23 protein-coding genes are annotated in these 23,896 nt (G+C 70.0%); 14 read left to right on the top strand and 9 right to left on the bottom strand.

The window, feature by feature from the left end:
- Positions 1-61: 61 nt before the first annotated feature.
- Positions 62-214 carry a hypothetical protein gene (locus OG331_RS46190; protein WP_406210773.1) on the top strand — a complete coding sequence of 51 codons (153 nt, stop codon included), beginning with the start codon at positions 62-64 and terminating at the stop codon, positions 212-214.
- A gap of 87 nt (positions 215-301) precedes the next feature.
- On the opposite strand, the gene OG331_RS46195 is transcribed toward OG331_RS46190, so the two are convergent.
- Positions 302-1,597 (bottom strand): MFS transporter, encoded by a 1,296-nt coding sequence (locus OG331_RS46195; protein WP_406208905.1) that lies wholly within the window; start codon positions 1,595-1,597, stop codon positions 302-304.
- Positions 1,594-2,133, bottom strand: a complete 540-nt coding sequence (locus tag OG331_RS46200; protein WP_406208908.1) for an ArsR/SmtB family transcription factor — start codon at positions 2,131-2,133, stop codon at positions 1,594-1,596. The genes OG331_RS46195 and OG331_RS46200 overlap by 4 nt, the downstream gene beginning before the upstream one ends.
- 347 nt (positions 2,134-2,480) lie before the next feature.
- Between OG331_RS46200 and OG331_RS46205 the strand changes: the two genes are divergently transcribed.
- Positions 2,481-3,047, top strand: coding sequence for a hypothetical protein (locus OG331_RS46205; RefSeq protein WP_406208911.1), 567 nt, complete (start codon positions 2,481-2,483; stop codon positions 3,045-3,047).
- Positions 3,048-3,215: 168 nt separating this feature from the next.
- Here the strand turns inward: OG331_RS46205 and OG331_RS46210 are convergent, their stop codons facing one another.
- Positions 3,216-4,349 (bottom strand): AI-2E family transporter, encoded by a 1,134-nt coding sequence (locus OG331_RS46210; protein WP_406208914.1) that lies wholly within the window; start codon positions 4,347-4,349, stop codon positions 3,216-3,218.
- Positions 4,350-4,715: 366 nt separating this feature from the next.
- On the opposite strand from OG331_RS46210, the gene OG331_RS46215 reads away from it, so the two are divergent.
- From OG331_RS46215 to OG331_RS46235, 5 genes are all read left to right on the top strand, one after another.
- Positions 4,716-5,999, top strand: a complete 1,284-nt coding sequence (locus OG331_RS46215) for a phosphatase PAP2 family protein (protein ID WP_406210776.1) — start codon at positions 4,716-4,718, stop codon at positions 5,997-5,999.
- Between the two features lie 141 nt (positions 6,000-6,140).
- Positions 6,141-6,806 carry a nucleoside deaminase gene (locus tag OG331_RS46220; protein ID WP_406208917.1) on the top strand — a complete coding sequence of 222 codons (666 nt, stop codon included), beginning with the start codon at positions 6,141-6,143 and terminating at the stop codon, positions 6,804-6,806.
- Between the two features lie 77 nt (positions 6,807-6,883).
- A complete protein-coding gene (locus tag OG331_RS46225) occupies positions 6,884-7,498 on the top strand; it encodes a dihydrofolate reductase family protein (RefSeq protein WP_406208920.1) in 615 nt (204 codons plus the stop codon).
- A gap of 68 nt (positions 7,499-7,566) precedes the next feature.
- Positions 7,567-9,183 carry a phospholipase D family protein gene (locus OG331_RS46230; protein ID WP_406208923.1) on the top strand — a complete coding sequence of 539 codons (1,617 nt, stop codon included), beginning with the start codon at positions 7,567-7,569 and terminating at the stop codon, positions 9,181-9,183.
- A 72-nt stretch (positions 9,184-9,255) separates the two neighbouring features.
- Entirely contained in the window at positions 9,256-9,882 is a 627-nt protein-coding gene (locus OG331_RS46235; RefSeq protein WP_406208926.1) for a glyoxalase, read from the top strand.
- A gap of 159 nt (positions 9,883-10,041) precedes the next feature.
- Here the strand turns inward: OG331_RS46235 and OG331_RS46240 are convergent, their stop codons facing one another.
- Genes OG331_RS46240 through OG331_RS46250 form a run of 3 tightly spaced genes read right to left on the bottom strand, consistent with a single transcriptional unit; the run spans position 10,042 to position 11,944 of the window.
- Positions 10,042-10,368, bottom strand: a complete 327-nt coding sequence (locus tag OG331_RS46240; RefSeq protein WP_406208929.1) for a hypothetical protein — start codon at positions 10,366-10,368, stop codon at positions 10,042-10,044.
- Positions 10,365-11,339 (bottom strand): amidohydrolase family protein, encoded by a 975-nt coding sequence (locus OG331_RS46245; RefSeq protein WP_406208931.1) that lies wholly within the window; start codon positions 11,337-11,339, stop codon positions 10,365-10,367. Before OG331_RS46245 ends, OG331_RS46240 begins: the two co-directional genes overlap by 4 nt.
- A gap of 29 nt (positions 11,340-11,368) precedes the next feature.
- The gene (locus OG331_RS46250; protein ID WP_406208934.1) at positions 11,369-11,944 is read right to left on the bottom strand and encodes a hypothetical protein; all 576 of its coding nucleotides are present in this window, start codon (positions 11,942-11,944) and stop codon (positions 11,369-11,371) included.
- A 209-nt stretch (positions 11,945-12,153) separates the two neighbouring features.
- Between OG331_RS46250 and OG331_RS46255 the strand changes: the two genes are divergently transcribed.
- Genes OG331_RS46255 through OG331_RS46265 form a run of 3 tightly spaced genes read left to right on the top strand, consistent with a single transcriptional unit; the run spans position 12,154 to position 15,495 of the window.
- Positions 12,154-13,512: a lectin gene (locus tag OG331_RS46255; protein WP_406208937.1), complete on the top strand. Its 1,359-nt coding sequence runs from the start codon at positions 12,154-12,156 to the stop codon at positions 13,510-13,512.
- A gap of 59 nt (positions 13,513-13,571) precedes the next feature.
- Positions 13,572-14,714, top strand: a complete 1,143-nt coding sequence (locus OG331_RS46260) for a glycoside hydrolase family 19 protein (RefSeq protein WP_406208939.1) — start codon at positions 13,572-13,574, stop codon at positions 14,712-14,714.
- Positions 14,715-14,727: 13 nt separating this feature from the next.
- Positions 14,728-15,495, top strand: coding sequence for an NPP1 family protein (locus OG331_RS46265; RefSeq protein WP_383243689.1), 768 nt, complete (start codon positions 14,728-14,730; stop codon positions 15,493-15,495).
- A 64-nt stretch (positions 15,496-15,559) separates the two neighbouring features.
- On the opposite strand, the gene OG331_RS46270 is transcribed toward OG331_RS46265, so the two are convergent.
- From OG331_RS46270 to OG331_RS46280, 3 genes are all read right to left on the bottom strand, one after another.
- On the bottom strand, positions 15,560-16,915 hold the full coding sequence (locus tag OG331_RS46270) for an MFS transporter (RefSeq protein ID WP_406208942.1): 1,356 nt from the start codon (positions 16,913-16,915) through the stop codon (positions 15,560-15,562).
- Between the two features lie 79 nt (positions 16,916-16,994).
- Positions 16,995-18,470 carry an NAD-dependent succinate-semialdehyde dehydrogenase gene (locus OG331_RS46275; RefSeq protein ID WP_406208944.1) on the bottom strand — a complete coding sequence of 492 codons (1,476 nt, stop codon included), beginning with the start codon at positions 18,468-18,470 and terminating at the stop codon, positions 16,995-16,997.
- A gap of 168 nt (positions 18,471-18,638) precedes the next feature.
- On the bottom strand, positions 18,639-19,436 hold the full coding sequence (locus OG331_RS46280) for an IclR family transcriptional regulator (RefSeq protein WP_406208947.1): 798 nt from the start codon (positions 19,434-19,436) through the stop codon (positions 18,639-18,641).
- A 221-nt stretch (positions 19,437-19,657) separates the two neighbouring features.
- On the opposite strand from OG331_RS46280, the gene fae reads away from it, so the two are divergent.
- The 4 genes from fae (at position 19,658) to OG331_RS46300 (ending at position 23,841) form a co-directional block, all read left to right on the top strand.
- Positions 19,658-20,197, top strand: coding sequence for a formaldehyde-activating enzyme (fae, locus tag OG331_RS46285; protein WP_328883998.1), 540 nt, complete (start codon positions 19,658-19,660; stop codon positions 20,195-20,197).
- Entirely contained in the window at positions 20,194-21,306 is a 1,113-nt protein-coding gene (locus OG331_RS46290) for a mandelate racemase/muconate lactonizing enzyme family protein (protein ID WP_363041492.1), read from the top strand. The genes fae and OG331_RS46290 overlap by 4 nt, the downstream gene beginning before the upstream one ends.
- Positions 21,303-22,823, top strand: coding sequence for an aldehyde dehydrogenase (locus OG331_RS46295; RefSeq protein ID WP_406208951.1), 1,521 nt, complete (start codon positions 21,303-21,305; stop codon positions 22,821-22,823). Before OG331_RS46290 ends, OG331_RS46295 begins: the two co-directional genes overlap by 4 nt.
- A gap of 79 nt (positions 22,824-22,902) precedes the next feature.
- Positions 22,903-23,841: an NAD(P)-dependent oxidoreductase gene (locus OG331_RS46300; protein ID WP_406208954.1), complete on the top strand. Its 939-nt coding sequence runs from the start codon at positions 22,903-22,905 to the stop codon at positions 23,839-23,841.
- Positions 23,842-23,896: the final 55 nt, after the last annotated feature.

A 23,896-nucleotide genomic window follows, 5' to 3' on the forward strand; every position in this document is an offset into this window, starting at 1 on the left:
ACAGCGGGGTGGGCGCCTTGGAACCGCCGCCGTCGCCCGGCTCCGTGCCGAGAGCCACGACATCAAGGACGAAGACGTCGCCCGCCTCTCCCCGCTCAAGGTCCGGCACATCGACTTCCTGGGCCGCTACCTGTTCAACAGCAAAGCCGGCGGCCCCGGCCAGGGCCTGTGCCCCTTCCGGGACCCGGACGCCGCCGAGGACGACGAGGACTGACGGCCGGCACACCCGTCCGCCCCGGCCACTCGTCGCGCCCCGCGGGGGCCTGGTGCCCGACTTGGTGTGACGCCTTCGCGGCAGGCGTCACACCAAGTCGGGTGCACTCTCCTGGGCGGGATCCTTGGATGCCGGGTGATCCGGGCCGCCGACCGGGGCGGCGGCACGCAGCGCCGCTTCGACCCGGCGGTTGCTGGTCATGGATGCCGTGACGGCCGTCATCGCCAGGAGGAGGCCGGCGGCGGCGTAGAGCGGGGTGCGGATGTCGTAGGTGGTGGCCAGCCAGCCGCCGAGGAAGGCCCCGACGGGGGCGGCGCACATGGCCAGCATGCGGGAGGTGGAGGCGACCCGGCCCATCAGGTGGGCGGGGACGATCGCCTGCCGGAGGGAGGGCGCGAGCACCATCGTGGCGCCCATGCCGGCCCCGCAGACGGCGAGCGCCAGCCCGGCGACGTACGGGTTCGGGGCAGCGGCCAGGCCGAGGATGGCAAGCCCTTCGACTGCGGCCGTGCAGGTCAGTGCGGTGCCGGTGCCGAGCCGTCGGCCAAGGTAGGAGGCGATCCCTGCCCCGAGCAGGCCGCCGGTGGCCTCCGCCGTGAGGAGCAGGCCGAAGCCGTAGGTGTCGATGCCCAGGCGGTCGTGCGCGAAGAGGGCGAGGACGGTCTCCACAGCGAGGAAGGCGACGTTCCCGACCGCCGGGCGGAGCGCCAGCCCGAGCAGCACCCGGTCCCGGAAGACGTAGGAGGCCCCGGCCCGCGCTTGCCGAAGCAGCGACTCGCGGACCTCCGGCACGGGCCGGGGCATGGCGGGCAGCGTACGGACGAGCAGCGCGGAGAACAGGAACGACACCGCGTCGGCGAGCAGCGGAACCGCCCGTCCGAGCGCGAGCAGCGCACTGCCCGCAGGCGGCCCCGCGAAGCCGGACATGGCGGTCTGGGCGCCGCGCAGGCGGGAGTTGGCGCGCTCCAGGAGCGCGGGGTCGCGGCGGAGCAGATCCGGCAGGTAGGCCGTGGCGGCCGTATCGAAGAACAGCCCGCCGAGGCCGAGCAGGAAGGCGACGGCCGCGAGCAGCGCGATGCTCAGCACGTCGAGCACGGCCGCCGCCGCAGGCATCGCGAGCAGCACCGCACGTGCAGCGTCCGCGACCCACATCGTGCGCCGACGGTCCCAGCGATCGACCAGCGCACCGCCGAGCACCCCGAAGAGCAGCCACGGCAGCGTCCCGGCGGCCGTGACGACGGCGAGCGCCATGGGATCCCGCGTCAACGTCAACGCGAGCAGCGGCAGCGCGGCATGCGACACCCCGTCACCGAGCGAGGACACCGTCTGCGCGGTCCACAGCCGTCCGAACCCGGTCGGCAACTTCTGAACGTCCGAGGTCACTTGGCGTCCCCTTCGGCCTGCTCGCGCCGTGCCGGGTGGAACAGTGCGAAGACGAGTGACGCGTCCGGCAGCGACGGATCGGACAGCTCCCGGTACTCGTCCGCCAGCGCCTCCAGCCGCGCTCCCAGCTCCGCGAACTGCCCCTCGGTGAGCCGCAGATGGGCCATCCGCACGTGCCGCTCGCCGTCCCCCGGCGACGCCTCCAGGTCCGCCACCGCGTGCCGCATCAGCACATCCGGCCCGCCTTCGCCCGGATCCGGCAGCGCGATCGCCCGCGCGGCCATCGCGTAGTACCGCTCGGTGACACCCCGCACCTTCCGCGTCCGGACCACCTTCACCAGGCCGGCCCGCTCCAGCAGCCGTACGTGATAGCTGGAACTCCCCTTCGCAAGGCCCACCCGCGCGGCGATCTGCGTAATCGTCGCCGGCTCGAAGCGGAGCACGGCCATGATCCGGTGGCGCGTGAGATTGGAGACGGCGCGCAGCTGTTCGTCCGTGGTGACGTGAAACGTCTCGGGAAGATCGTCGGTAGGCATGCGAGCAATGGTCAACGATTCTTGACCATTGCGCAAGGGGATTCGCACGGACCTCCGGAACCTGCTGTCCGGCGCGCGAGACCTTCCGTCAAAGCCCCCCACCCCGCTGCCGATCCGGGGAGTACCGGGTACGCCCGGGTGTCGACCGGCGGGCAGGAATCGGAGCGGCGGCTCGACGCGCTCACTGCCGCCGGGTGCCGGGTGCCGGGTGCCGGTAGGCGCCGCCCCCTGACCTCTACGAGAACACCTGAAGCGGGACCCCGGGGCCACAACCACTGCCGCCCCCGCCTCGGCGACACGCCCTGACGTAGCGTCAGACAGGGCAGGTAGACACCTACGCTGACGGCATGGGCCACGACGACAGCGAGGGCGCCGGGGGCCCGCCCCTCCCGGCCGGCGGTCCAGTGGCCGGGGCGGGTAAGGATCCGCGGACCACGGCCGATTGGCTCAACTGGCTCAAGGAACGGCTGTACGCGACCATCACCATGATCTCGGTGGTGATCGGCCTGACGGTGGCCGAGCACCCTTCCTCCGCCGGCGCCGCGGCCAGTGTGGCGGCCGCCGCGGTGGGCCTCTGGCTCGCGACGCTCGTCGCCGACGAGCAGGCCCACCGCACAGTGCACGGCCGGGTTGCCACCGTCGCGGAGCTGCGCCGGATGCTGTGGGTCAGCAGCCCGTTGCTGCTGTCCGCAGTCGGCCCGCTCGTCCTGATCGGCTCCGCGGCCTTGGACGTGATGGACCTGGACACCGCCCTGTTCGTCGCGGCCGGGGTCAACGTGGCCGGCTTGTTCGGCTGGGGCTGGTACGGCGGCGTCCGGATGGGCAACAGCACCATGGCCGGCGTCCTGGCCGGCGTGCTCGACGCGGTGATCGGGCTGGCCGTCGCCCTGGTCAAGGCCGCCGCCGGCCACTGACCGGCCGTACCGGCGCGCCGTACCGACGCGGTACCGCCCGTATCGGCGTCGTACCGGCCGTACCGGCGCCGTAACGGCCGTCCCTTCCCGGCACCCGCGCCGGCCCACTCCCCCTCCACATCGCTCAACTCACGCCGCCCCACCCCAAGATCGGTCACCAAACACGGCTCAGGCGCTGTCGTCGCCCGACCTCGCCCCGACCGCTTCCGGTTCGTCGGTGCGGCCTCGCAGTGCCTGGCACACCGACCAGACGACGGCGACCACCGGTACGGCCACAACGGCGCCGATCACCCCGGCCGCCACCGCTCCGCCGACGACCGCGAGCGCCACCACCACCGGGTGCAGGCGGACGGCCCAGCTCATCACGATGGGGTGCAGGAGGTGGCCCTCGATCTGCCCGATGACCACGATCAGGGCCACGACCAGCAGGGCGATCAGTACGCCCTTGGAAGCCAGCGCGACCACGGCCGCGACCGCGAGAGCGATGGGCGAGCCGATCAGCGGAATGAACGCGGCCGCGAACTCCAGCAGCGCCAACGGCACGGCGAGGGGCACCCCGAGAGCGAGCAGGGCGATGCCCACGAGGACCGCGTTGGTTCCCGCGACCAGCAGGATGCCGTGCGTATAACCGGTGAACGTCCGCCAGGCGGCCGCGCCCGCGACGGCGAAACGCTGACGGGCCGCGACGGGGAGCTGGTCGCACAGCCATTGCCACTGCTTCTCGCCGGAGTGCGTGAAGAAGACCGCACAGAACAGAGCCAGGGCCAGCACGGTCAGCACCTCGAGCAGCCGGCTCGCGCCGCTGAGCGCCGTACTGATGAGGGTCGAGCGGTGACTCGACAGGAGTTTGCCGATCCGGGACTGGAGATCGTCGAACACGTCCGCGGGGAGCCGGAACGGAGGCTCCTCCAGCTGGCGTTCGATCCGGTCGATCCCCGTCACGAACTCCCGCTCCAGCCCGCTTCGCTGGTCCGCCACCGTCTCACCGACCAGGGCCAGCGCCCCGAGGACTAGGACGATGCCGCCGATGAGGGACGCGGCCACCGCGAGCGGCCGGGGCATGTAGCGGGCGAGGAGGCCGGCCACCGGGCGGAGCACGGCAGCCATGACGAGACCGAGGAAGACGGCGACGGCGATCCGGTGGAACTGCCCCAGCACGGAGAAGGCGAAGCGGACGACGATGCCGACCGCGATGATCCGCCATGCGTACGCGGCGGCGGTTCGCAGCAGCCCCGGCACGCGCGACTCCACGCCGCTCGGATGCTCGAGCGGCGTGGCGGGCGGATCGGGGGGCGTGGCCATCTCATGCCCGTACCACCCGACGGCCACCGGACCGCGCAGCCGACGCGCAATTCCCCCGAAGGCCGGTACCGGCAGAGCCCAAGCGGCTTGTCGGGCGGGCTGCCGGGCGAGTTGTCACCGTGCTGAGCGTGCGTCAGTTCACCGAGCCGAAACCTACCGGCCCTTCTCCGCTAACATGTTCGAACTCGCGATGATCGCCCTCATCGCAACTCTTGACCCAAAACCGTACCAATCAGAGCAAAGTGACCTGTTTACCTAACATCTGAAAACCGGCCAAACAAATTGATACCCATGTCGTCGCGGGCGTTCTCGCGAATAAAAAACAGAATCAAGTTCGTCTTCGCCGTGTGGCGTCAACCGCGGGCGATGCTGTGGACCGCGGCGGGTCTGGTGACGCTCGGGTTCCTCGTCGCGCTGGAGATCGCCGCGCGCCACTACGGCATACCGGGGCCGATCACCACACAGGTGCGAGAGGTGATATTCCCGCCCAAGTCGGGTTTCCTGCTCTACGCCGGTATGGCGTTGATGATGGTGGTGCTCACCCGGCGACAACGGTTCATCGCGGTTGGCGCCGCGATCGGCATCGACCTCATAGTCCTCGTGGTGCGGTGGGCGGCCGGCATAAAGGTGACCGAAGGCCACCCCTTCGGCAACGGCGCGTTGTGGGTGATGCTTGGCTGCGCGGTCATCGCCGTCACGCGCCGCACCGGCGCGGAACGTGCCCTGCTGCTGAAGGGTGTCGGGCTGGGTCTGCTGCTGGTGGCCGGCCGTAAGACCGGCGACGCGTGGCTGCACATCACGTCGAAGACCCGCCCGGTGGTGCTGGACCAGTACATGGCAACCGCCGATCAGGCGCTGGGCAACCCGTCGTGGCTGGTAGGCCGGATCGTTCGGGCCACCGGCCCGGCCGGCGCCCATGTTCTCGACTACGTCTACGTCCAGCTTGCGGTCGCCTCAGTCGTCGTCGCGCTGTACCAACTGCGCCACGTGGCCGTCGAGCGCCGCTTCCCGAGCCATCATCTGGTGCGCACGTTCCTCGTCGTCGGCCTTCTCGGGCCGGGCATCTACATGATCTACCCGGTGGTCGGACCGGTCTTCGCCTACGGCGTCGACGGCGGCCAGTGGGCGGTGGCCAACCTGTGGCCGGAGACGGCACCGCCGATCAGCACGCCGCACGCGATGCCGTTCGACGAGATCACCCCACGCAACTGCATGCCCAGCCTGCACACGGCCTGGGCCACCGTGATCTTCCTGCACTCCCGCAAGGGGCCGCGGATTCTGCGATTCGCAGGCAGCTTCTGGCTGATTGCCACGCTCGGCGCAACTCTGGGATTCGGCTACCACTACGGCGTGGACCTCGTCGCCGGCGTGGTGTTCGCGCTGACGATCGAAGCGGCGATGCGTTCGCTGGCCCGTGGCTGGGATCGGTCGGGAATCCAGCTGGTCGCCTACGGCACGACCGTCTTCGCGGCCCTGTTGGTGTCGTATCGCTATCTGCCGATGGAGATGGCCAGATATCCGTTGGTGTTCGGCCCACTTCTCATTCTGGCGATGGTCTCAGTGATCCTCGGCTACATGCGGACCACCAAACTCTGGGAACCGAAGGCCGCACCGGGGCGACAACTGGAACCGCAGCCCGAAATGGTCTGACTCGTGGCGCACCAGGTTCTGTGCCGGCCCCTCAAGCTCGGTGCGCCATGGGCCGGAGGCATGATTCCGACCCGGATCGGAAACCATCTGTGATGATTTGATCACTCCGTGGAGTTTTCGGTGGCGGGCAAGGAGCAGCGTATGGACTCGGGCAGGCGTCAGTTCCTCGGTAGGTTCGGAGCCGTGGTGACGGGAGTTGCGGCCCCCATCGTGCTCCCTCGGCACGCGGTGCAAGAGAGCAACGCCGCCCCGGACTTCAGCCCCGGTACGAACGCGGCGACGGACCTGCGAACCGGCACCGCCACCGCCACCGGCACCCGTCACGAGCAGTTCATGTGGCGGGCCATCGAGGAGGCTCGGAGGAACCCCGAGTGGCCGTTCGGCGCGGTGATCGTGGACAACCGCACCGGCGAGGTCCGGGGGAGTGGGGTCAACACAGGGGCGGACAGCCCGCTGCTGCACGGCGAGGTGGTCGCCATGAATGACTACATGGATCGCCACGGCAACCAGGGCTGGTCCGACACCACCCTCTACACCACGGGCGAGCCCTGCTCGATGTGCATGAGCGCGATGGCATGGGCGAATCTACGGCGCGTCGTCTGGGGAAGCTCCATCGACGACATCCGCCGCACTGACATCATCCAGATCGACCTGTCGGCACGGGAGGTGGCCGCCGCCGCACGGTCCTTCTACCGTCCCGAGCTGCTGCTCGGCGGCGTGCTCGCCGGCCACACGAACCGCCTCTTCCGGGACGCCCAACGGCTGCGCCAAAGCATCCCGGACGTGCCTTCGGCCGATCTGTCGTGACGTTGGCTCTCCGGCGATGAATTTCTGCGGCGGGACCGGTCGACAGGTACGACGACCCCCGACGAGAGGAACCGACCATGGCCACCGCGGAGACCCCACACAGCCCCGACGGCACATTCCCCACTTACCTGCCGGACACGGAACCACAGACGGCCGCGGGGAAGGTGCTGTTGCACTTCTCCATGTCGCTGGACGGGTTCGTGGCAGGGCCGGAGCATTCGATGGACTGGCTGACGGGCATCTCGTCCCGGCCCGGCATCATCGAGGAGTACGTCGAGACGACCGGCGCCGTGCTGGGCGGTCGGCAGGGCTGGGATGCCTACCCCGAGCCCGGCGCCGTCTACGGCGGCGCGTGGCAGGGGCCGCTCTTCGTCCTGACGCACCATCCTGAGGACGCCAAGCAGGCCGAGGACGTGACATTCCTGAGCTGCGACGTGGCCGAGGCGGTGCGGATCGGGCTGGAGGCCGCGGGCGGCAAGAACCTCGAGGTCTTCTCGCCCACGATCGGGCGGCAACTCCTCGAACGCGGACTTGTCGACGAGATCGACCTGCACATCGCGCCGGTGCTGCTCGGCGACGGGGTCCGATTCTTCGACAACCCCGGGGGTGTGCCCATTCGGCTCGAACTGCTCAACGGCAGCGACCGAACCGCGGAGGTGAACCTGCGGTACCACCCCGTCGCGAAGAGCTGACGGCTCTCGGAGCGCAGGATGAGGGGGCACGAACGGGGTACCCGATGTGTCATCGGGAGGCTTGGGCTGTGGAACTGAGCGACTGGTTGCTGACCTCGGCCGAGCGCGGCAACAGCGCCACACGCCTGGACAGCCGTCGGTCGGGCCGACAGGCGTGGTCGTACGGCAACCTGGTGCGGCCGCTCGTCCATGGCGCGTCGTACTTCCCGGCGCTCCTCAGCGCGATCCGTGCGCAGCGTGCAGGAGACCTGCTCCTGTTCACCGACTGGCGCGGCGACCCCGACGAGCGCCTCGACGGACCGGGCAGCGAAATCGGTGCCGTCCTGGCTCGGGCGGCCCACCGAGGAGTGATCGTCAAGGGGCTGCTCTGGCGCTCCCACCTGGACCGTTTCCAGTTCAGCGAGGCCGAGAACCGGCACCTCGGCGACGCGATCGAAGCGGGCGGCGGCGAGTGCCTGCTCGACATGCGCGTACGCCCCGGCGGCTCGCACCACCAGAAGCTCGTCGTGCTCCGGCATCCCGGCCGACCGGATCAGGACGTCGCGTTCGTCGGCGGTATCGACCTGTGCCACAACCGCAACGACGACGCTGCGCACCGCGGAGACCCCCAGTCAATGCGCATCGCCGCCGCATACGGACCCCACCCGGCGTGGCACGACATCCAGCTCGCGATACGCGGACCGGCCGTCGGCGACATCGAGGCCGGCTTCCGCGAACGCTGGGAAGACCCCGCGCCCCTCACCCGCAGCCCGCTCGTCCGCCTGCGCGAGCTCGCTCACGACGAGGACACGCGTGCCGACACACTGCCGGCCCAGGCCCCCGACCCGCCGCCCTGCGGCACGCACATCGTCCAGGCCCTGCGCACCTACCCCAACCGGCTGCTGCGCGGCTACGACTTCGCACCCGACGGCGAGCGCAGTATCGCGCGCGGCTACCGCAAGGCGCTGCGCAGGGCCCGGGCCCTGATCTACCTGGAGGACCAGTACCTGTGGTCTCCGCACGTCGTGGAATGCTTCGCGGAGGCACTCGACGCCCACCCCGGCCTGCGCCTGATCGCGGTCATCCCCAGCGTCCCCGAGCAGGACGGCCGGCTCACCCTGCCGATGAACCAGATCGGCCGGATCACGGCCCTGGACAGGCTGCGCCGGGCCGGCGGCGGGCGCGTCGCGGTGTACGGGCTGGAGAACCACGTCGGGACGCCGGTGTACGTGCACGCCAAGGTGTGTGTGCTCGACGACGTGTGGGCCTCGGTCGGATCCGACAACATCAACCTCCGCTCCTGGACCCACGACTCGGAACTCACCTGTGCCGTCCTGGACGAGAGCCCGGACCCGCGCGAGCCACGCGACCCCGGCGGCCTCGGGGACGGCGCGCGCACCTTCGCCAGGGATCTGCGCCTGGAACTCATGCGTGAGCACCTGGATCTGGAGGGACCGGGAGTTCCAGACGCGCCTGACGCGCTCTGCGATCCCCTGAAGGCCTTCGACGCCTTCGCCGCGAGCGCCGCCGCACTGGATGTCTGGCACGACACCGGCCGCCACGGCCCCAGACCTCCCGGCCGTCTGCGTACCTATCGCCGGCCGAACCTCTCCCGCACGGCCAGGACGCTCTACACGCCTTTGCACCGACTGCTCGTCGACCCGGACGGCCGACCGTTCGGGCTGCGGCGCCGCAACGAGTACTGACCAAGCGCTCGGCTTTCGTTCCGGTCAGGAATCGAGAAGCGCCGATCCTCAGCCCTGACTAGCGTCATACCCATGACTTCCATCGAATTCGTCACCCTCGAGGTGGCCGACACCGCCGCCGCCGACAGCTTCTACGCCACCGCCTTCGGGCTCGGCAGCCAGGTCCGCCTGGCGGCATCCGAGGCACCGACGACCGGCTTCCGCGGGTTCACGCTGTCGCTCGTGGTGTCCCAGCCGGGCAACGTCAACGCCCTCGTCGACGCCGCCGTGGCAGCCGGTGCCACGACTCTGAAGCCCGCCACCAAGTCTCTCTGGGGCTACGGGGGCGTCGTACAGGCTCCGGACGGGACGATCTGGCAGATCGCGTCGTCGTCGAAGAGGGACACCGGCCCGGCCACCCGGGAGTTCGACGAGATCGTGCTCCTGCTCGGCGTCGAGGACGTGAAGGCCAGCAAGCAGTTCTACGTGGATCACGGCCTCGCCGTCGCGAAGAGCTTCGGCGGCAAGTACGTCGAGTTCGCCACCGGCTCGGGCCCGGTCAAGCTGGCCCTCTACAAGCGCCGTGGCCTGGCCAAGGTCGCCGGCATCTCGCCCGACGGCACGGGATCGCACCGGCTCGCGATCGGCAGCGATGCCGGGGCCTTCACCGACCCGGACGGCTTCGCGTGGACGACGGCGTCGGAGACCGCCTCGCTGTGAACCGGGCGACGCACGGGGCGGCGGACACGGTTGTCGCAGGCGCGTCCACCAGGTTGCGCGCGCCGGCTGTCGCCGTGGCCGCACGGTCCATCGCGCAGCGGTGACAGCGGCACCGAGCCGACCCCCCGAGTGCTGGAGGCGTCCCGACCCTCACCACCTTCAGTGGACGAACTCGGGCGCCTGATAGGGGGCCCACCAACTGGTAAGGGCCCAGATCCCCAGGGCGGCCGCGGCGACGGCGGCCAAGGCGGCGAGCCACGGGTGGTGGAACCGGCGCAAGGTGAGCAGCCAGACGGCGAGCGGCACCAGGGCGCCGCCCGCGGCGACCAGCGGCAGGTCGATGTAGAGGACACTGAGGTCCCTGTGGAGCCCCTCGAAGCCGCCCTCCACATTGACCCGTGCCAGTGGGGCCCAGGCCAGCAGCGCCGCCACGGCACCCAGACCGGCCACAAGGAAACCCGCCAGGCCCTTGATCTCTTCCCTCATGTCAGGTTCGGACGCCGCACCCCGGCAGGCAGTTCCAGTCCGAAGAGCTGTGCCGCGTTGTCGTGGCACACGGCTCGCAGCCACGCGTCGCCCAGTCCCAGCCGCTCCAGGGCCTGGAGCTGGTGGATGTACGGGTAGGGGATGTTCGGGAAGTCGGAGCCGAGCAGGATGCGGTCGCCGAGGCCGGCCAGACGGGGCAGGGCACGGCGAGGGAAGGGCGTGAGCTGTTCGGCGAAGTCGGTGAACGCCATCGTCGTGTCCAGCCGCACCTCCTCGTACTGCTCGGCGAGGTCGAGAAACTCCTCGTACTCGGGCATCCCGAGGTGCGCGATGATCAGCCGCAGCCGGGGGTGCCGTGCCAGTACCCGAGCGATCGGGTCCGGCCCGGTGTGCTTCCCGGGCGCCGGCCCGGAGCCGCAGTGGATCACGATCGGAATGCGGGCTTCGGCGAGCAACCCCCACGCCGGGGCGAGCAGTTCGTCGGCCGGATCGTATGCACCCACCTGCACGTGCGCCTTGAAGACGCGCGCACCCGCCTCGACGGCATCGCGGACGTAGGCTTCGACGCCCGGTTCGGGGTGGAGGGTCGCGGTGTGCAGACAGTCGGGGGTGCGGCGGGCGAAGTCGGCTGCCCAGCCGTTCAGCCATCGGGCCATGCCAGGTTTGTGCGGGTAGAGCATCGCGGTGAAGGCATGTACGCCGAACTCGCGGAGGACGGTGGTTCGTTCGGCTTCCTCCTTCCGGTACGTGATCGGCCATTCGACTCCGCCGGTCAGCGGCCCCAGGGCGTCGAAGTAGCCCCACACCTTGTGCAGGACGCGTTCGGGCATGAAGTGCGTGTGGACGTCGACCAGTCCGGGGAGACCGAGCCGACTCCAGAAGCGGCGGACTGCGGCGGCCTCCCCACCGGTGACGTGATCGGCGGGGCCGGGCTCGGAGGAATCGGCGGGGTGGCCGGGTCCAGGTGCCATGCGGTGATCCTTCGATGTCGCGATCGGCTTCAGCGCAAGGGGGCTTCGAACACGATGCCCAGGTGCCGTAGGAGGCCGTCCCGCTGTTCGGCTGTGGCCAGGACCATGTAGTCGTCGCCGAGGTCCGCGCCTTCCTGCTCGACGCAGCGGAACTCCCGGGGGTCGTCATGGGGGCTGAGCGATTCGATGGCCGCCTGCGCCGCTCCCATGTCGAGGTAGTCGTTCGACTCCTGCTCGATGCCGAAGGAGAGGGGCCGGCCGTTGCATTCGAAGTGCATCGTTCCCAGGCCGCAGTCCTCGTCGTCCGGGTCGCTCTTGTCGAAGCGGTAGTGGGAGACGGTGACGCTGCCGCCGGTGAGGGCTGCGGCCTCGTTGAGGAGCCATTCGTAGTGCTCGTCGGCGAAGTCGACGTCGTCGGAGTGGATGGACACGGCCACGCCGAAGCATTCGAGGGCGTCGGCGACTTCGCTGCGTCGTTCCATCGGCTCGGTCGCGTAGTCGGCGGCCTCGTCCAGGACTGTCTGGGCCTGCTCTTCGGTGATCATGCCGAGATCGGTGAGGACCTCGCCAATCCGCGCATAGGTGATCGACTGGGTGTTCGCCATGCGTGCATCCTGTCAGCTGCCTGTGGGGAGGCGCGGAGGCGGTCGATCGGTGGCTCCAAATTGCTTCTCTCACGGCTTACTTCATGTCTTGACGAAAATGGTCCATACCTTTAGGTTCACGGGTCAGCCAGGCACCGTGCGACGCACTCACCGTTCACGAGGTGAATGCGCATCGGTTGTTCACACCCCCCACGAAGGGCTCCGCGCGCATGCCCAGACCTCTCCCCGCAGCCTGCTCACTCACCGTGCTCTGCCTCGCCACCGGCCTGCTCACCGCGTCGCCCGCGCAGGCCGCCACCGGCACCGTCACCGGCCTCGCCGGCAAGTGCCTCGACGTCGCCGGAGCCAACTCCGCCAACGGCACCGCCGTACAGCTCTACGACTGCAACGGCACCGCCGCCCAGCAGTGGACGGTCGGCAGCGACGGCACCCTTCGGGCCCTCGGCAAGTGCCTTGACATCACCGGCAGTTCGACCGCGGACGGGGCCAAGGTGCAGCTGTGGACCTGTACCGGCGCGGCCAACCAGAAGTGGTCGGTCTCGTCCGCGCGTGACATCGTCAACCCGCAGGCGAACAAGTGCCTGGACGTCACCGGCAACAACGCCGCCAACGGCACCCGCATCCAGATCTGGAGCTGCGGCGGCGGCGCCAACCAGAAGTGGAACGCTCCCGCCCCCGGCGACGGCACCAACCCCTCCGCGCCGATGGCCGTGGCACCGTACCTCTACAACGGCTGGGGAAGCCCCCCGAACCCCACCACCGTCACCAACGCCACCGGCGTCAAGTACTTCACCCTCGCCTTCGTCCTCAGCAACGGCTACTGCAACCCCCAGTGGGACGGCGGCCGCGCGCTGACCGGCGGAGTCGACCAGCAGACGATCAACACCGTGCGGGCGAACGGCGGTGATGTCATCCCGTCCTTCGGCGGCTGGAGCGGCAACAAGCTGGAGAGCTCCTGCTCCACCGCGAGCGAACTGGCCGCCGCCTACCAGAAGGTCATCAGCACGTACGGGCTCAAGGCCATCGACATCGACATCGAGGCCGAGGCCTACAGCAACCCGACCGTGCAACAGCGCACCGTCGACGCCCTGAAGACCGTCAAGGCCAACAACTCCGGCCTGAAGGTCTACGTCACCATCGGCACCGGCCAGAACGGTCCCGACACCAGCCTGATCAACCGGGCGGCGAACTCGGGGCTGACCGTGGACGGCTGGACCATCATGCCGTTCAACTTCGAGGGCGCCGGTCAGAACATGGGCAACCTCTCCGTGCAGGCGGCCGAGGGCCTGAAGAACTCGCTGAAGAGCGCCTACGGCTACACCGACGACCAGGCCTACCGGTCCATGGGCATCTCGTCCATGAACGGCATCACCGACCAGAACGAGACCGTCACGGTCAACGATTTCCGCACCATGCTCGCCTACGCCCAGCAACACCACCTGGCGCGGCTGACCTTCTGGTCGGCCAACCGTGACCGCCCGTGCACCGGCGGCCCAGCCGACAGTTGCTCCGGCGTGAACCAGTCCGACTGGGACTTCACCCGCGTGTTCGCCGGCTACACCGGCTGATCCAGCCACCCCCCCACCGCCTCTTGGCCCCTCAGCGCACCGAAGGAGCGTCCTCGACCATGCCTGTTTCCCACCACAGACGGTCCGGTACCAGACGCGGTCCCGTCGGCCGGTTCGCGGTCTTCGCCGTACTCTCCGCCGTTCTCACCACGCTGTTCACCGTGACGCCCGCCCAGGCGGCCGACGGCACGATCACCGGACTCGCCGGCAAGTGCGTCGACGTGGCGGGCGCAAGCAACGCCAACGGCACCGCCGTACAGCTCTACGACTGCAACGGAACGGGCGCCCAGATCTGGTCCAACCAGGGTGATGGAACCCTGCGCGCGCTCGGCAAGTGCCTGGACGTCGTCGAACGCAGCACCGCCGACGGCGCGGCCGTCCAGCTGTGGGACTGCTCAGGTGGCGCCAACCAGCAGTGGGTGGTCACCGCGGCTCGCGACATCGTGAATCCGGCCGCGAACAAGTGCCTCGACGTCCGGGAGAACAACAGCGCCAACGGCACCCGGCTGCAGATCTGGAGCTGCACCGGCGCCGCCAACCAGAAGTGGAACGCGCCGGCGAGCGGTGGCGGCGGCAACCCCTCCGGGTTCGTCGTGAGCGAGTCGCAGTTCAACCAGATGTTCCCGAACCGGAATTCGTTCTACACGTACAGCGGCCTGACCGCGGCCCTGAGCGCCTACCCGGGCTTCGCCAACACCGGCAGCGACACGGTGAAGAAGCAGGAGGCCGCCGCCTTCCTCGCCAACGTCAACCACGAGACCGGCGGCCTGGTCCACGTCGTGGAGCAGAACACGTCCAACTATCCCCACTACTGCGACTGGAGCCGGCCCTACGGCTGTCCCGCAGGTCAGGCGGCGTACTACGGCCGCGGCCCGATCCAGTTGTCGTGGAACTTCAACTACAAGGCCGCCGGTGACGCGCTCGGCATCGACCTGCTCAACAACCCCTGGCGGGTGCAGAACGAGTCGGCCGTCGCCTGGAAGACCGGCCTGTGGTACTGGAACACCCAGTCCGGCCCCGGCACCATGACCCCCCACAACGCCATGGTGAACCAGGCCGGCTTCGGCCAGACCATCCGCAGCATCAACGGCTCCCTGGAGTGCGACGGCAAGAACCCGGCGCAGGTCCAGAGCCGCGTGGACGCCTATAACCGGTTCACCTCGATCCTCGGCGTCTCGCCGGGCGGCAACCTCTACTGCTGAGCCGGGAGCCGTGATGCGCAAGCTGAGATCCCTTGCCAAGGTCGCCCTCGGCGCCCTCGGCGCGATGACGCTCGTCGTGGCCCTCCCGGCGAGCGCCCACGCGAATGTCCTGACCCTGCTGCCGCAGAACGCCGACGGTCTGGAGCAGACGTTCTCCCCGGCCTACGACTACGACGGCGACGGCTGCTACGCCACGGCCGCCATCGGCGCCGACGGGACCCTCAACCCGGGTCTCAAGCTCGGCGGCGACGTCAACGGCAATTGCCACGACTACGCGCAGCTGGCGAACGCCAACACCTACTCGCGCGCGAAGTGCAACAACGGCTGGTGCGCGGTGATGTACGCGAGCTACTTCGAGAAGGACCAGATCACCCTCGGTCCGGCGGCCCTCGGGCACACCCACGACTGGGAACACGTCATCGTGTGGATCAGCAACGACCAGGCCGAGTACGTGTCGGTGTCCCAGCACAACACCTACCAGCTGGCGGCTCGTTCGGCGATCCGCTTCGACGGCACCCACCCGAAGATCGTCTACCACAAGGACGGCGTCTCCAGTCACTGCTTCCGGTTCGCCAACACCAACGACGAACCGGCGGAGAACGCCACCGGCAACTGGTTCTTCCCGCGCTTGGTGGGCTGGGAGGGCTATCCGGCCGGATACCGAGACAAGCTCATGAGCGCCGACTTCGGCTCGGCCACGATCAAGATCGACGACGGCGACTTCCAGTGGGCTCTCAACTACGCGAAGCCCTCCGGGATCCCCTTCGACGCCTACGCGTGACGCTCCACAGTGCACGGCCCCGCAGGGTGATCGCCTGCGGGGCCGTCCCTTTGGCGTGCGGTGGCTATGCCCCGTGTGCCTTGCGCGCCGCCCTGGCGAGGTCCATGTCCGTGGTCTCGGGGGCGAGGAACTGCGAGACCAGACCACCGACGGCGAGCACACCCGCACCGATGAGGAGCACGAACTCCGCCCCGAACCGCTCCAGTCCCATCGGCAGCAGGAAGGTGCCGATGGCCGCGCCGACCCGGCTCATCGCCGTGGCGAAGCCGACGCCCGTGGTGCGCAGGGCGGTCGGGAAGACCTCCAGCGGATAGACGGCGGTCAGTGCGCTCGAAGCGGCGTTGAGGAAGATGAAGAACAGGAACCCGCCGACGATGACCGGCGTCGATGTCGGCCACAACGCGACCAGGGCCAGACAGCCGGCGGTGATCCAGAACGGCGGGATGAGCAGCCTGCGCCGGCCGATCCGGTCGACGACGAGGCAGCCCGCCGTCACGCCGGCGACAGCGGTGAAGGAGTAGACGAGCAGCGCCGCGACCGCGTTGTCGCCCATGTTGAGGGCCTCGAAGACCTGGGTCCAGAACGTGCCGATGGCGAAGTACGGCAGCACCAGAGCCGCCCAGAAGACGCTCGCGAACACCGTGCTGCGCAGGTGCCGGCGATGGAACAGCGCACCGAACCCCTCCTTCGCGGGCGCGTCACGCTCCTCGAGTTCCGCGTCGACGTCGACCTCGATGCCGTACTTCTCGATCAACGCCTCCGCTTCCTCGCGGCGCCCCTTGCTCAGCAGCCAGCGCGCCGACTCCGGTATGCCGCCGCGCAGCGCCACGCACACCACGGCGATGACCGCGCTGCTGGCCAGCGACCAGCGCCAGCCGCCGTCGACCTCGGCGAAGAGGGCGCCGACGACGGTCGCCAGCGCGTAGCCGACGTACCAGCTGATCTCCAGGCTGGCCAGCAGCCGGCCGCGGCCCTTGCGAGGCGCGTACTCGGACAGCAGCGGCGCGCCGATCGCGTACTCGCCGCCGATCGCGACGCCCATCAGCAGGCGGATCAGGAAGAGTTGGAGTCCGTCGGCGACGAAGAACTGCAGGACCGAGCCGATCAGGAAGATCAGCATGTCGACGAGGAACACGGGGCGCCGGCCGAACCGGTCCGCGAGCCGTCCGAAGAGGGGGCCGCCGACGAAGATGCCGATCAGCGGGGAAGCCCCGACCAGTCCCTGCATGAGGGGCGAGAGATGGAGGTCGGCGGTGAGCGCGGCCATCGCCATGCCGATGCCGCCGATGATGTAGCCGTCGATGCCCTGCCCGATCTGGGTGGCGAGCTTCAACTTGGTGTGCAGACGGCGGCGTTCACGGGTGAAGTCGGGAACTTCGGGAGTACTGGGCTGGTTCTGGGTCGCAGGCGTCATTGCCATGGGCGGTCCTTGTCCTGAGCGGCGTGAGCCGAGGGGGAGGGCAGGAGGGCGAGCGGGGGAGAGCGGGGGAGTGCGGTGATCAGAGCGGCCAGTCGAGGGCGATGTACTGCGTCTCCAGGAAGGCTTCGATGCCCTCGCGACCGCCTTCCCGGCCGAGACCGGACTGCTTGACACCGCCGAACGGGGCAGCGGGGTCGGACAGCAGACCGCGGTTGACGCCGACCATGCCCGCCTCCAGGCGTTCGGCGATCCGCAGGGCGCGGCCGACGTCGCGGGAGTAGACGTACGAGGCGAGACCGTGCACCGTCGCGTTGGCGCGCGCCAGCATCTCGTCCTCGTCGGTGAACGTGGTGAGGGGCGCCACCGGTCCGAAGACCTCCTCGTGCAGGATGCGGGCGTCGTCGGGCACGTCGACGAGGACGGTCGCCGGGTGGAAGTGGCCGGGCCCGTCCGGCGTGGTGCCCTGCGCCGCGATCTTCGCGCCGCGCCCTAGGGCGTCGTCGACGAGCGCGCGGATCTTGTCGACCGCCGCCCGGTTGATCATGGGGCCGAGCGTGACGCCGTCCTCCATGCCGGGGCCCGTCCGCACAGCGGCCATGGCGGCGCCGAACTTCTCGGTGAACTCGGCGGCGACCGACTCGTGGACGTAGAACCGGTTGGCGGCGATGCAGACTTCGCCGCCGCCGCGCATCTTGGCGTCCATCGCGCCGCTCACCGCCGCGTCGATGTCGGCGTCCTCGCACACGACGAAGGGGGCGTTGCCACCGAGCTCCATGGTCACGTTGACGACGTTCGCCGCAGCCTGCTCCAGGAGCAGCCTGCCGGTGGCGGTGGAGCCCGTGAACGAGAACTTGCGGACCCCCTCGTCGCCGAGCCAGGCCGAGACCACCTCGGGGGCGCGGTCGGTCGGCAGGACGTTCAACAGCCCGTCGGGCAGGCCGGCTTCAGCGAGGAGGGCGGCGATGGCGAGGGCGGTGAGCGGGGTCTCCGGCGCTGGCTTGAGCAGGACGGGGCAGCCCGCCGCGAGCGCCGGGGCGATCTTCCGGGTGGCCATGGCGGCCGGGAAGTTCCAGGGCGTCGCGAAGGCGGTGACACCGACGGGGTGCTTGCGAACGGCATGCCGGAAGCCGCCTGCCGGTGCGTCCGCGAAGGAGGAGCCGATCCGGACCGCTTCCTCGGCGAACCAGCGGAAGAACTCGGCGGCGTAGGCGACTTCGGCCGCCGCGTCACGGTAGGCCTTGCCGTTCTCCAGCACGATGAGCCGGGCGAGGGTGTCCGTGTGCTCGCGCATCAGCTCGAAGGCGGTGTGCAGGATCTCCGAACGGCGCCGGGGCGGTGTCGTACGCCAGCCGGCCGCCGCCGACCGGGCCGCCTCGATCGCCGCGCGGGCATCCTCGGGTCCCGCCGCGGAGACCTCGCGGATCAGGTCGCCGGTGGCCGGGTCGTGGACGGGGCAGGTCCGTCCGTCGGCGGCCGGGAGCCAGCTGCCGCCGAGGAACACATCACCTTCGGCGAGCGGGGCCTTGGCCAGGAGGTCGATGCCGGCGAGGTTCATGAGCTGCTCTTTTCTCCGTTCCGGACGGGGGCTCGTCCGATGCGCGGTGAATTTACGAGGGCGTCATGGGGCCGACAAGACAACCTCGGCGGATCGCAACCGTGGTTGCTGTGAGGGCAACTCGCCCACCGGTCGTTCGGCGCGGGAGCACGGGCAGCAGTGGAGCCGTCAGGTCAGGCGGGCGCGCACCTGCGGCGTGCGCCGAGGTTCCCAGCCCAGCAGCGACGACACCCGTCCCGCCGCCCGTGCCGCCGTACGCCCCGCCACGTCGAGGCGGTCGCCGAGCCGGGACTTGGGGGCGGAGATGTTGATGGCCGCGACCACCCGGCCGCGGAAGTCGCGCACCGGTGCCGACACCCCGACCAGGCCCTCCTCGAACTCCTCGCTCACCCGCGCGTAACCCAGCCGTTTGGCGTCCTGGATGCGGGCCCACAGCTCCTGCACCGGCATCTCGCCGGTCGTGCCGAAGCGGACGTACAGCTCATCCGGTGTCGCGTCGGCGAGCAGGACGCGGCCCGCGGACAGCCGCCAGGCGGGCACCCCGCGCCCCTCCCAGCCGTGGACGCGGAAGGAGTGCCCGGAGACCGACAGCAGGGTGAGGACCTCACGCTCGCTGAGCACACACAGGTGGCTGGTCTCCTCCAGGTCCGCCGACAGGGTGTGCATGACCGGCTCGGCCACTCGCACCAGGCGGCTCTCGGAAGTGCGGGCCACCAGGGAGAAGAGCCGCCAGCCCAGCCGGTACTCCAGGGTGTCCGGGTCACGCTCGACGATGCCCTCGGCGGCGAGCGCCTTCAGGGCCCGGGAGACCTGCGTCTTCTCGCGGCCCACCAGCTGTGCGAGGCGTACGACGCCGAGCCCGCCGGCGTTCTGCGCCTCGTCGGACGCGAGCGCCTCCAGCAGGTCGATGTCGCGGCGCAGGCCATGTCCGCGGGAAGCCGAGGAAGAGTCGGTCACGCAGGTCATCGTATGCGGGCACACCGGTCGAGGAACCCCCAGGTCAGGCGTGAAGTTGTCAGGAGAGCAACCGGCATTTCGATTCCCGCGACCGCCTTGCGAGGGGATGGCGGCCGACCTAGATTCGCCGCATCGAGCCGGATGAACTGCGAGGTATGCGAGCTTTGCGCTCACTCGCCGGGTCCACCGGCCCGCCACAGCTCCCCGCTCCCGGAGATCCAGGAGATCCCATGCCTTCGCCCTTTGCCCCGACCGCGCTCATCGGCGAGTCCTTCGTCGGTGAGGGCGCCAATGCCGCCCACACGAACGTCGTGATCGGACGCAAGGGCGGCCCCGTCGAGACCGCCTGGGCGACGGCGCTGGCCACACCGAGCGCAGGGCACGTCCCGTTCATGACGGTCGTACGGCCGTCCGTCCCCGTGAAGCCGCTGACCCTGTTCGTGGCCAAGGCCGCCGCGGAGGGCGAGCTGCACCAGCGTGCCACCTGGGGTTCCGCCCAGGCCGGGCTGGCGCAGGGGATCTCGGACGCGGTCGACGCAGGGCTGATCCCCGCGGAGGAGGCCGACGACCTGCTGATCATCGCCGCGATGTGGATCAACCCCGCGGTCGACGACCTGGACGAGTCCTTCCGCAACCAGCGTGCCGCCGCCCACGACGCGATACGGGCCGCCGTGACCGGAACCCCCACCGTCTCCGACGTACAGGCTGCCGCCAAGCAGGGGCCGACGAACCCGTTCTACACGCCGACCGCCGAGGTGCTCGCCCGATGAAGATCACAGACATCACCCTGGACCGGCTGCGCCTCGAACTGGACCCGCCGTTCCGCGCCGCCTGGGACCCCGAGCCGCGCCGGCACTTCGACGCCACGATCGTCCGCGTCCACACCGACGAGGGCATCACCGGCATCGGCTCCGGCGACCTGATGGACGGCTTCGAGACGTACAAGCACCTGTTCGTCGGCGAGGACCCGCTCGACATCACCCGGCACGTCAAGGCGATCGAGACCGCCAACTTCCACGGCGCCCACTACTGGCCCCTGGAAGCGGCCCTGTGGGACATCATCGGCAAGGTGCACGGCCGCCCGGTGTCGGAGCTCTTCGGCAACGCGGCGAAGCGACTGCCCGCATACGCCTCCTCGGGCGAGCTCAAGTCACCCGAGGAGCGTGTCGCCACGGCCCTGAAGGTGCGCGAGGCCGGCTTCCGCGCCATGAAGATCCGTATCGACCGCAACCGGATCGACGAGGGCGTCGCGGCGGTGCGTGCCGTGCGCGAGGAACTCGGGGCCGACTTCGAGATCATGGTCGACCTCAACCAGTCCTGGCGGATGGCCGGCGACACGGCGAACGCCTCCGACCTCGCGGGGACCCGCAAGACCATCGCCCGGCTCGCCGAGCTCGACGTGTTCTGGGTCGAGGAGCCGCTGCCGTACGCGGACCTGAACGGCTTCAAGCGGCTGCGCGCCGAGAACCCGGGCGTCCGCATCGCCGCCGGCGAGATGCACCACTCACCCACCGAGCTGCTGCGCTACCTCGAAGAGGACGCCCTCGACATCTACCAGATGGACGTGGTGCTCGCGATCGGCATGCACCGCGCCCGCACCCTGGCCGAGCTGGCGCAGCTGAAGCACCGTCAGTTCACCCCGCACAGCTGGACCAACGGCATCGGCGTGCTCGCCAACCTGCACGTCGCTGCGGGCGTCGGCGGCGGCCCCTTCTTCGAGTTCCCCTACGACCCGCCCGGCTGGACCCCCGAGCGCCGCGACTTCATGCTCGCCGAGCCCGTCCGCGTGAACGCCGAGGGCGACCTCGAAATCCCGGACAGGCCCGGCCTCGGCGTCGAGCTGGACGAGGACGCGATCGACCGCTGGAGGATCAAGTGACGTACACGATCGACGAGTTGCTGATGCGCAGCCACGGCGAGTGGCTGGCCGCCGCGAGCAAGCTCACCTTTGAGACGCGCCCGTTCATCGACGGCACCTTCACCGACGCCACTTCCGGCGACAGCTTCACCAGCGTCTCACCGCGCGACGGTTCGGTGCTCGCGGAGGTACAGGCCGCGGGCGCCGACGACGTCGACCGGGCGGTACGGTCCGCACGCGCCGCCTTCGAGGACGGCCGCTGGCGCGACCTGGCGCCGCGGGAACGCAAGAGGGTCCTGCTGCGCTGGGCCGACCTGATCCGGGCGAACGCCGAGGAACTGGCGCTGCTGGACACCCTGGAGATGGGCAAGCCCATCACCGAGTCGGTGCGCATCGACGTCGACAAGGCCGCCGAGACCATCGCCTGGTACGCCGAGGCCATCGACAAGACGTACGACGAGGTGGCCCCGACTCCGGGCGACGCGCTGGCGCTGATCACCCGGGAACCGCTGGGTGTCGTCGGCGCGGTCGTGCCGTGGAACTACGCGCTGCTGATCGCCAGTTGGAAGCTGGCCCCGGCGCTCGCCACCGGCAACAGCCTCGTCCTCAAGCCCGCCGAGCAGACCTCCCTCGCGGCCCTGCGGCTGGCGGCACTGGCCACCGAGGCCGGGCTGCCCGACGGCGTGTTCAACGTGATCCCCGGGCGGGGCGAGGTCGCGGGGCAGGCCCTCGGCCGGCACCCCGAGGTCGACAAGATCGCCTTCACCGGCTCGGCCGAGGTCGCCCGGCTCTTCCAGGTGTACGCGGGTGAGTCCAACGGCAAGCAGGTCGCCGTGGAGGCAGGCGGCAAGTCGCCGCAGCTCGTGCTGGCCGACGCCGACATCGAGGCCGCCGCGTCCGCCGTGGCATGGGGGATCTTCTACAACGCGGGGCAGACCTGCAACGCGGGCTCCCGTGTCGTGGTCCACGCGTCGGTGAAGGACCAACTCCTGGACGCCGTGCAGCGGATCACCGCCGACACCTTCCGCGTCGGCGACCCCCTCGACCCGGCCACCGTCATGGGGCCCATCGTCGACGAGGCCCAACTGGCCAAGATCCTCGGCTACATCGAGCGCGGCAGGACGGACGGGGCGCAGGTGCTCCTCGGCGGCGGACGCACCCTCACCGAGACCGGCGGCACCTTCGTCGAGCCGACCGTGCTCGACGGCGTGGCGAACACGTCCGCCGTCGGCCAGGAGGAGATCTTCGGCCCGGTCCTCGCCGTCGTGTCGTACGACGGCGACACCGACGAGGGCGTACGGCTGGCGAACCAGAGCGACTTCGGGCTCGTCGCCTCCGTCTGGACCCGGGACGTCACGGTCGCCCACCGCACCGCCAAGCGACTGCGGGCCGGCACGGTCTGGATCAACACCTTCGACGCCAGCGACGTCATCACCCCCTTCGGCGGCTTCAAGGCCACCGGCGCGGGACGCGACAAGTCCCTGCACGCGCTGGACGCGTACACGGCACTCAAGACGACCTGGATCAACCTGGCCTGACCGGCCCGCCACCTCACTCCACCCCGTCACCTGCACACCTTCACCTGCACACCCCTACAGAGCTGTAGCGAGGACAACGATGAGGATCGGTTTCATCGGACTGGGCAACATGGGAAGCCACATGGCCCGCCACCTGATCCACGCGGGCCACCTGGTCACCGTGCACGACACCCGGCCCGAGGCCGCCGCCGAGCACATGGCGCTCGGTGCGCGCTGGGCCGACACCCCGGCGGCATGCGCCGCCGATGCCGAACTGCTCGTCACGATGCTGCCGAATCCGCGCATCGTCGAGGACGTGCTGCTGCGCGGCGGCGCCGCCGAGGCGCTGCGCGAAGGCGCCCTGTGGATCGACATGTCTACCTCCACGCCGGCCGCCGCGGAACGGGTCGCCGCCGAGGCGCTCGACCGGCGCGGCGTACGCCGTCTGGACGCCCCCGTCAGCGGCATGGCACGCGGCGCCGAGGCCGGGCGGCTGCAGATATTCGTCGGCGGGACCGCGGACGACTTCCGCATGTGCCTGCCGGTGCTCGAAGCCATGGGCGATCCCGACAAGGTGCTTCACGTCGGCCCGCTCGGCGCCGGCTACACGGTCAAGCTGATGATCAACCTGCTGTGGTTCAGCCACCTCGTCGCCACGTCCGAAGTGCTGGCCATGGGCGTGAAGGCGGGCGTGGACCTCGGCGTGCTGCGCAGCTCGCTGCTCGCCAGCCCGGCCGCCTCGAACTTCCTCGAGAACGACATCCTGTGCGTCCTGGCCGACGGCGACTACGACGACTCCTTCGCCATGGCCCTCGCCTGCAAGGACCTCGGACTCGCCATCGACCTCGGCCGCGATGTCGGCGTCTCCACGGAACTGTCCGCGCTCGTGGAGCAGATCTTCCGCCGGGCCAAGGCGCACCACGGAGACCTGGCCGGCGAGATGAGCCCGGTCCGCCTCTACGAGGCCCTGGCCGGAGCGGACTTCCGCCTCCCGAACCCGGCCGCCGCCCACGACGACGCGGCGCTGAGCTCCGTGTGATCCGCTGGATCCGTTCGCGTCCCGCCGGGCCGGTCACGCCGGCTCGGCGGGGCAC

This window comes from Streptomyces sp. NBC_01017, from assembly GCF_045162795.1.
Lineage (GTDB): Bacteria > Actinomycetota > Actinomycetes > Streptomycetales > Streptomycetaceae > Streptomyces > Streptomyces machairae.

What these genes read in the sequence shown, in the direction of transcription:
- fae (WP_328883998.1), top strand. Translation starts at nt 19,658, where the DNA reads ATGCCTTCGCCCTTTGCCCCGACCGCGCTCATCGGCGAGTCCTTCGTC.
- OG331_RS46210 (WP_406208914.1), bottom strand. Translation starts at nt 4,349, where the DNA reads ATGGCCACGCCCCCCGATCCGCCCGCCACGCCGCTCGAGCATCCGAGC.
- OG331_RS46265 (WP_383243689.1), top strand. Translation starts at nt 14,728, where the DNA reads ATGCGCAAGCTGAGATCCCTTGCCAAGGTCGCCCTCGGCGCCCTCGGC.
- OG331_RS46250 (WP_406208934.1), bottom strand. Translation starts at nt 11,944, where the DNA reads ATGGCGAACACCCAGTCGATCACCTATGCGCGGATTGGCGAGGTCCTC.
- OG331_RS46245 (WP_406208931.1), bottom strand. Translation starts at nt 11,339, where the DNA reads ATGGCACCTGGACCCGGCCACCCCGCCGATTCCTCCGAGCCCGGCCCC.
- OG331_RS46200 (WP_406208908.1), bottom strand. Translation starts at nt 2,133, where the DNA reads ATGCCTACCGACGATCTTCCCGAGACGTTTCACGTCACCACGGACGAA.
- OG331_RS46220 (WP_406208917.1), top strand. Translation starts at nt 6,141, where the DNA reads ATGGACTCGGGCAGGCGTCAGTTCCTCGGTAGGTTCGGAGCCGTGGTG.
- OG331_RS46255 (WP_406208937.1), top strand. Translation starts at nt 12,154, where the DNA reads ATGCCCAGACCTCTCCCCGCAGCCTGCTCACTCACCGTGCTCTGCCTC.
- OG331_RS46235 (WP_406208926.1), top strand. Translation starts at nt 9,256, where the DNA reads ATGACTTCCATCGAATTCGTCACCCTCGAGGTGGCCGACACCGCCGCC.
- OG331_RS46280 (WP_406208947.1), bottom strand. Translation starts at nt 19,436, where the DNA reads ATGACCTGCGTGACCGACTCTTCCTCGGCTTCCCGCGGACATGGCCTG.
- OG331_RS46205 (WP_406208911.1), top strand. Translation starts at nt 2,481, where the DNA reads ATGGGCCACGACGACAGCGAGGGCGCCGGGGGCCCGCCCCTCCCGGCC.
- OG331_RS46260 (WP_406208939.1), top strand. Translation starts at nt 13,572, where the DNA reads ATGCCTGTTTCCCACCACAGACGGTCCGGTACCAGACGCGGTCCCGTC.
- OG331_RS46300 (WP_406208954.1), top strand. Translation starts at nt 22,903, where the DNA reads ATGAGGATCGGTTTCATCGGACTGGGCAACATGGGAAGCCACATGGCC.
- OG331_RS46275 (WP_406208944.1), bottom strand. Translation starts at nt 18,470, where the DNA reads ATGAACCTCGCCGGCATCGACCTCCTGGCCAAGGCCCCGCTCGCCGAA.
- OG331_RS46215 (WP_406210776.1), top strand. Translation starts at nt 4,716, where the DNA reads ATGCTGTGGACCGCGGCGGGTCTGGTGACGCTCGGGTTCCTCGTCGCG.
- OG331_RS46290 (WP_363041492.1), top strand. Translation starts at nt 20,194, where the DNA reads ATGAAGATCACAGACATCACCCTGGACCGGCTGCGCCTCGAACTGGAC.
- OG331_RS46270 (WP_406208942.1), bottom strand. Translation starts at nt 16,915, where the DNA reads ATGGCAATGACGCCTGCGACCCAGAACCAGCCCAGTACTCCCGAAGTT.
- OG331_RS46240 (WP_406208929.1), bottom strand. Translation starts at nt 10,368, where the DNA reads ATGAGGGAAGAGATCAAGGGCCTGGCGGGTTTCCTTGTGGCCGGTCTG.
- OG331_RS46225 (WP_406208920.1), top strand. Translation starts at nt 6,884, where the DNA reads ATGGCCACCGCGGAGACCCCACACAGCCCCGACGGCACATTCCCCACT.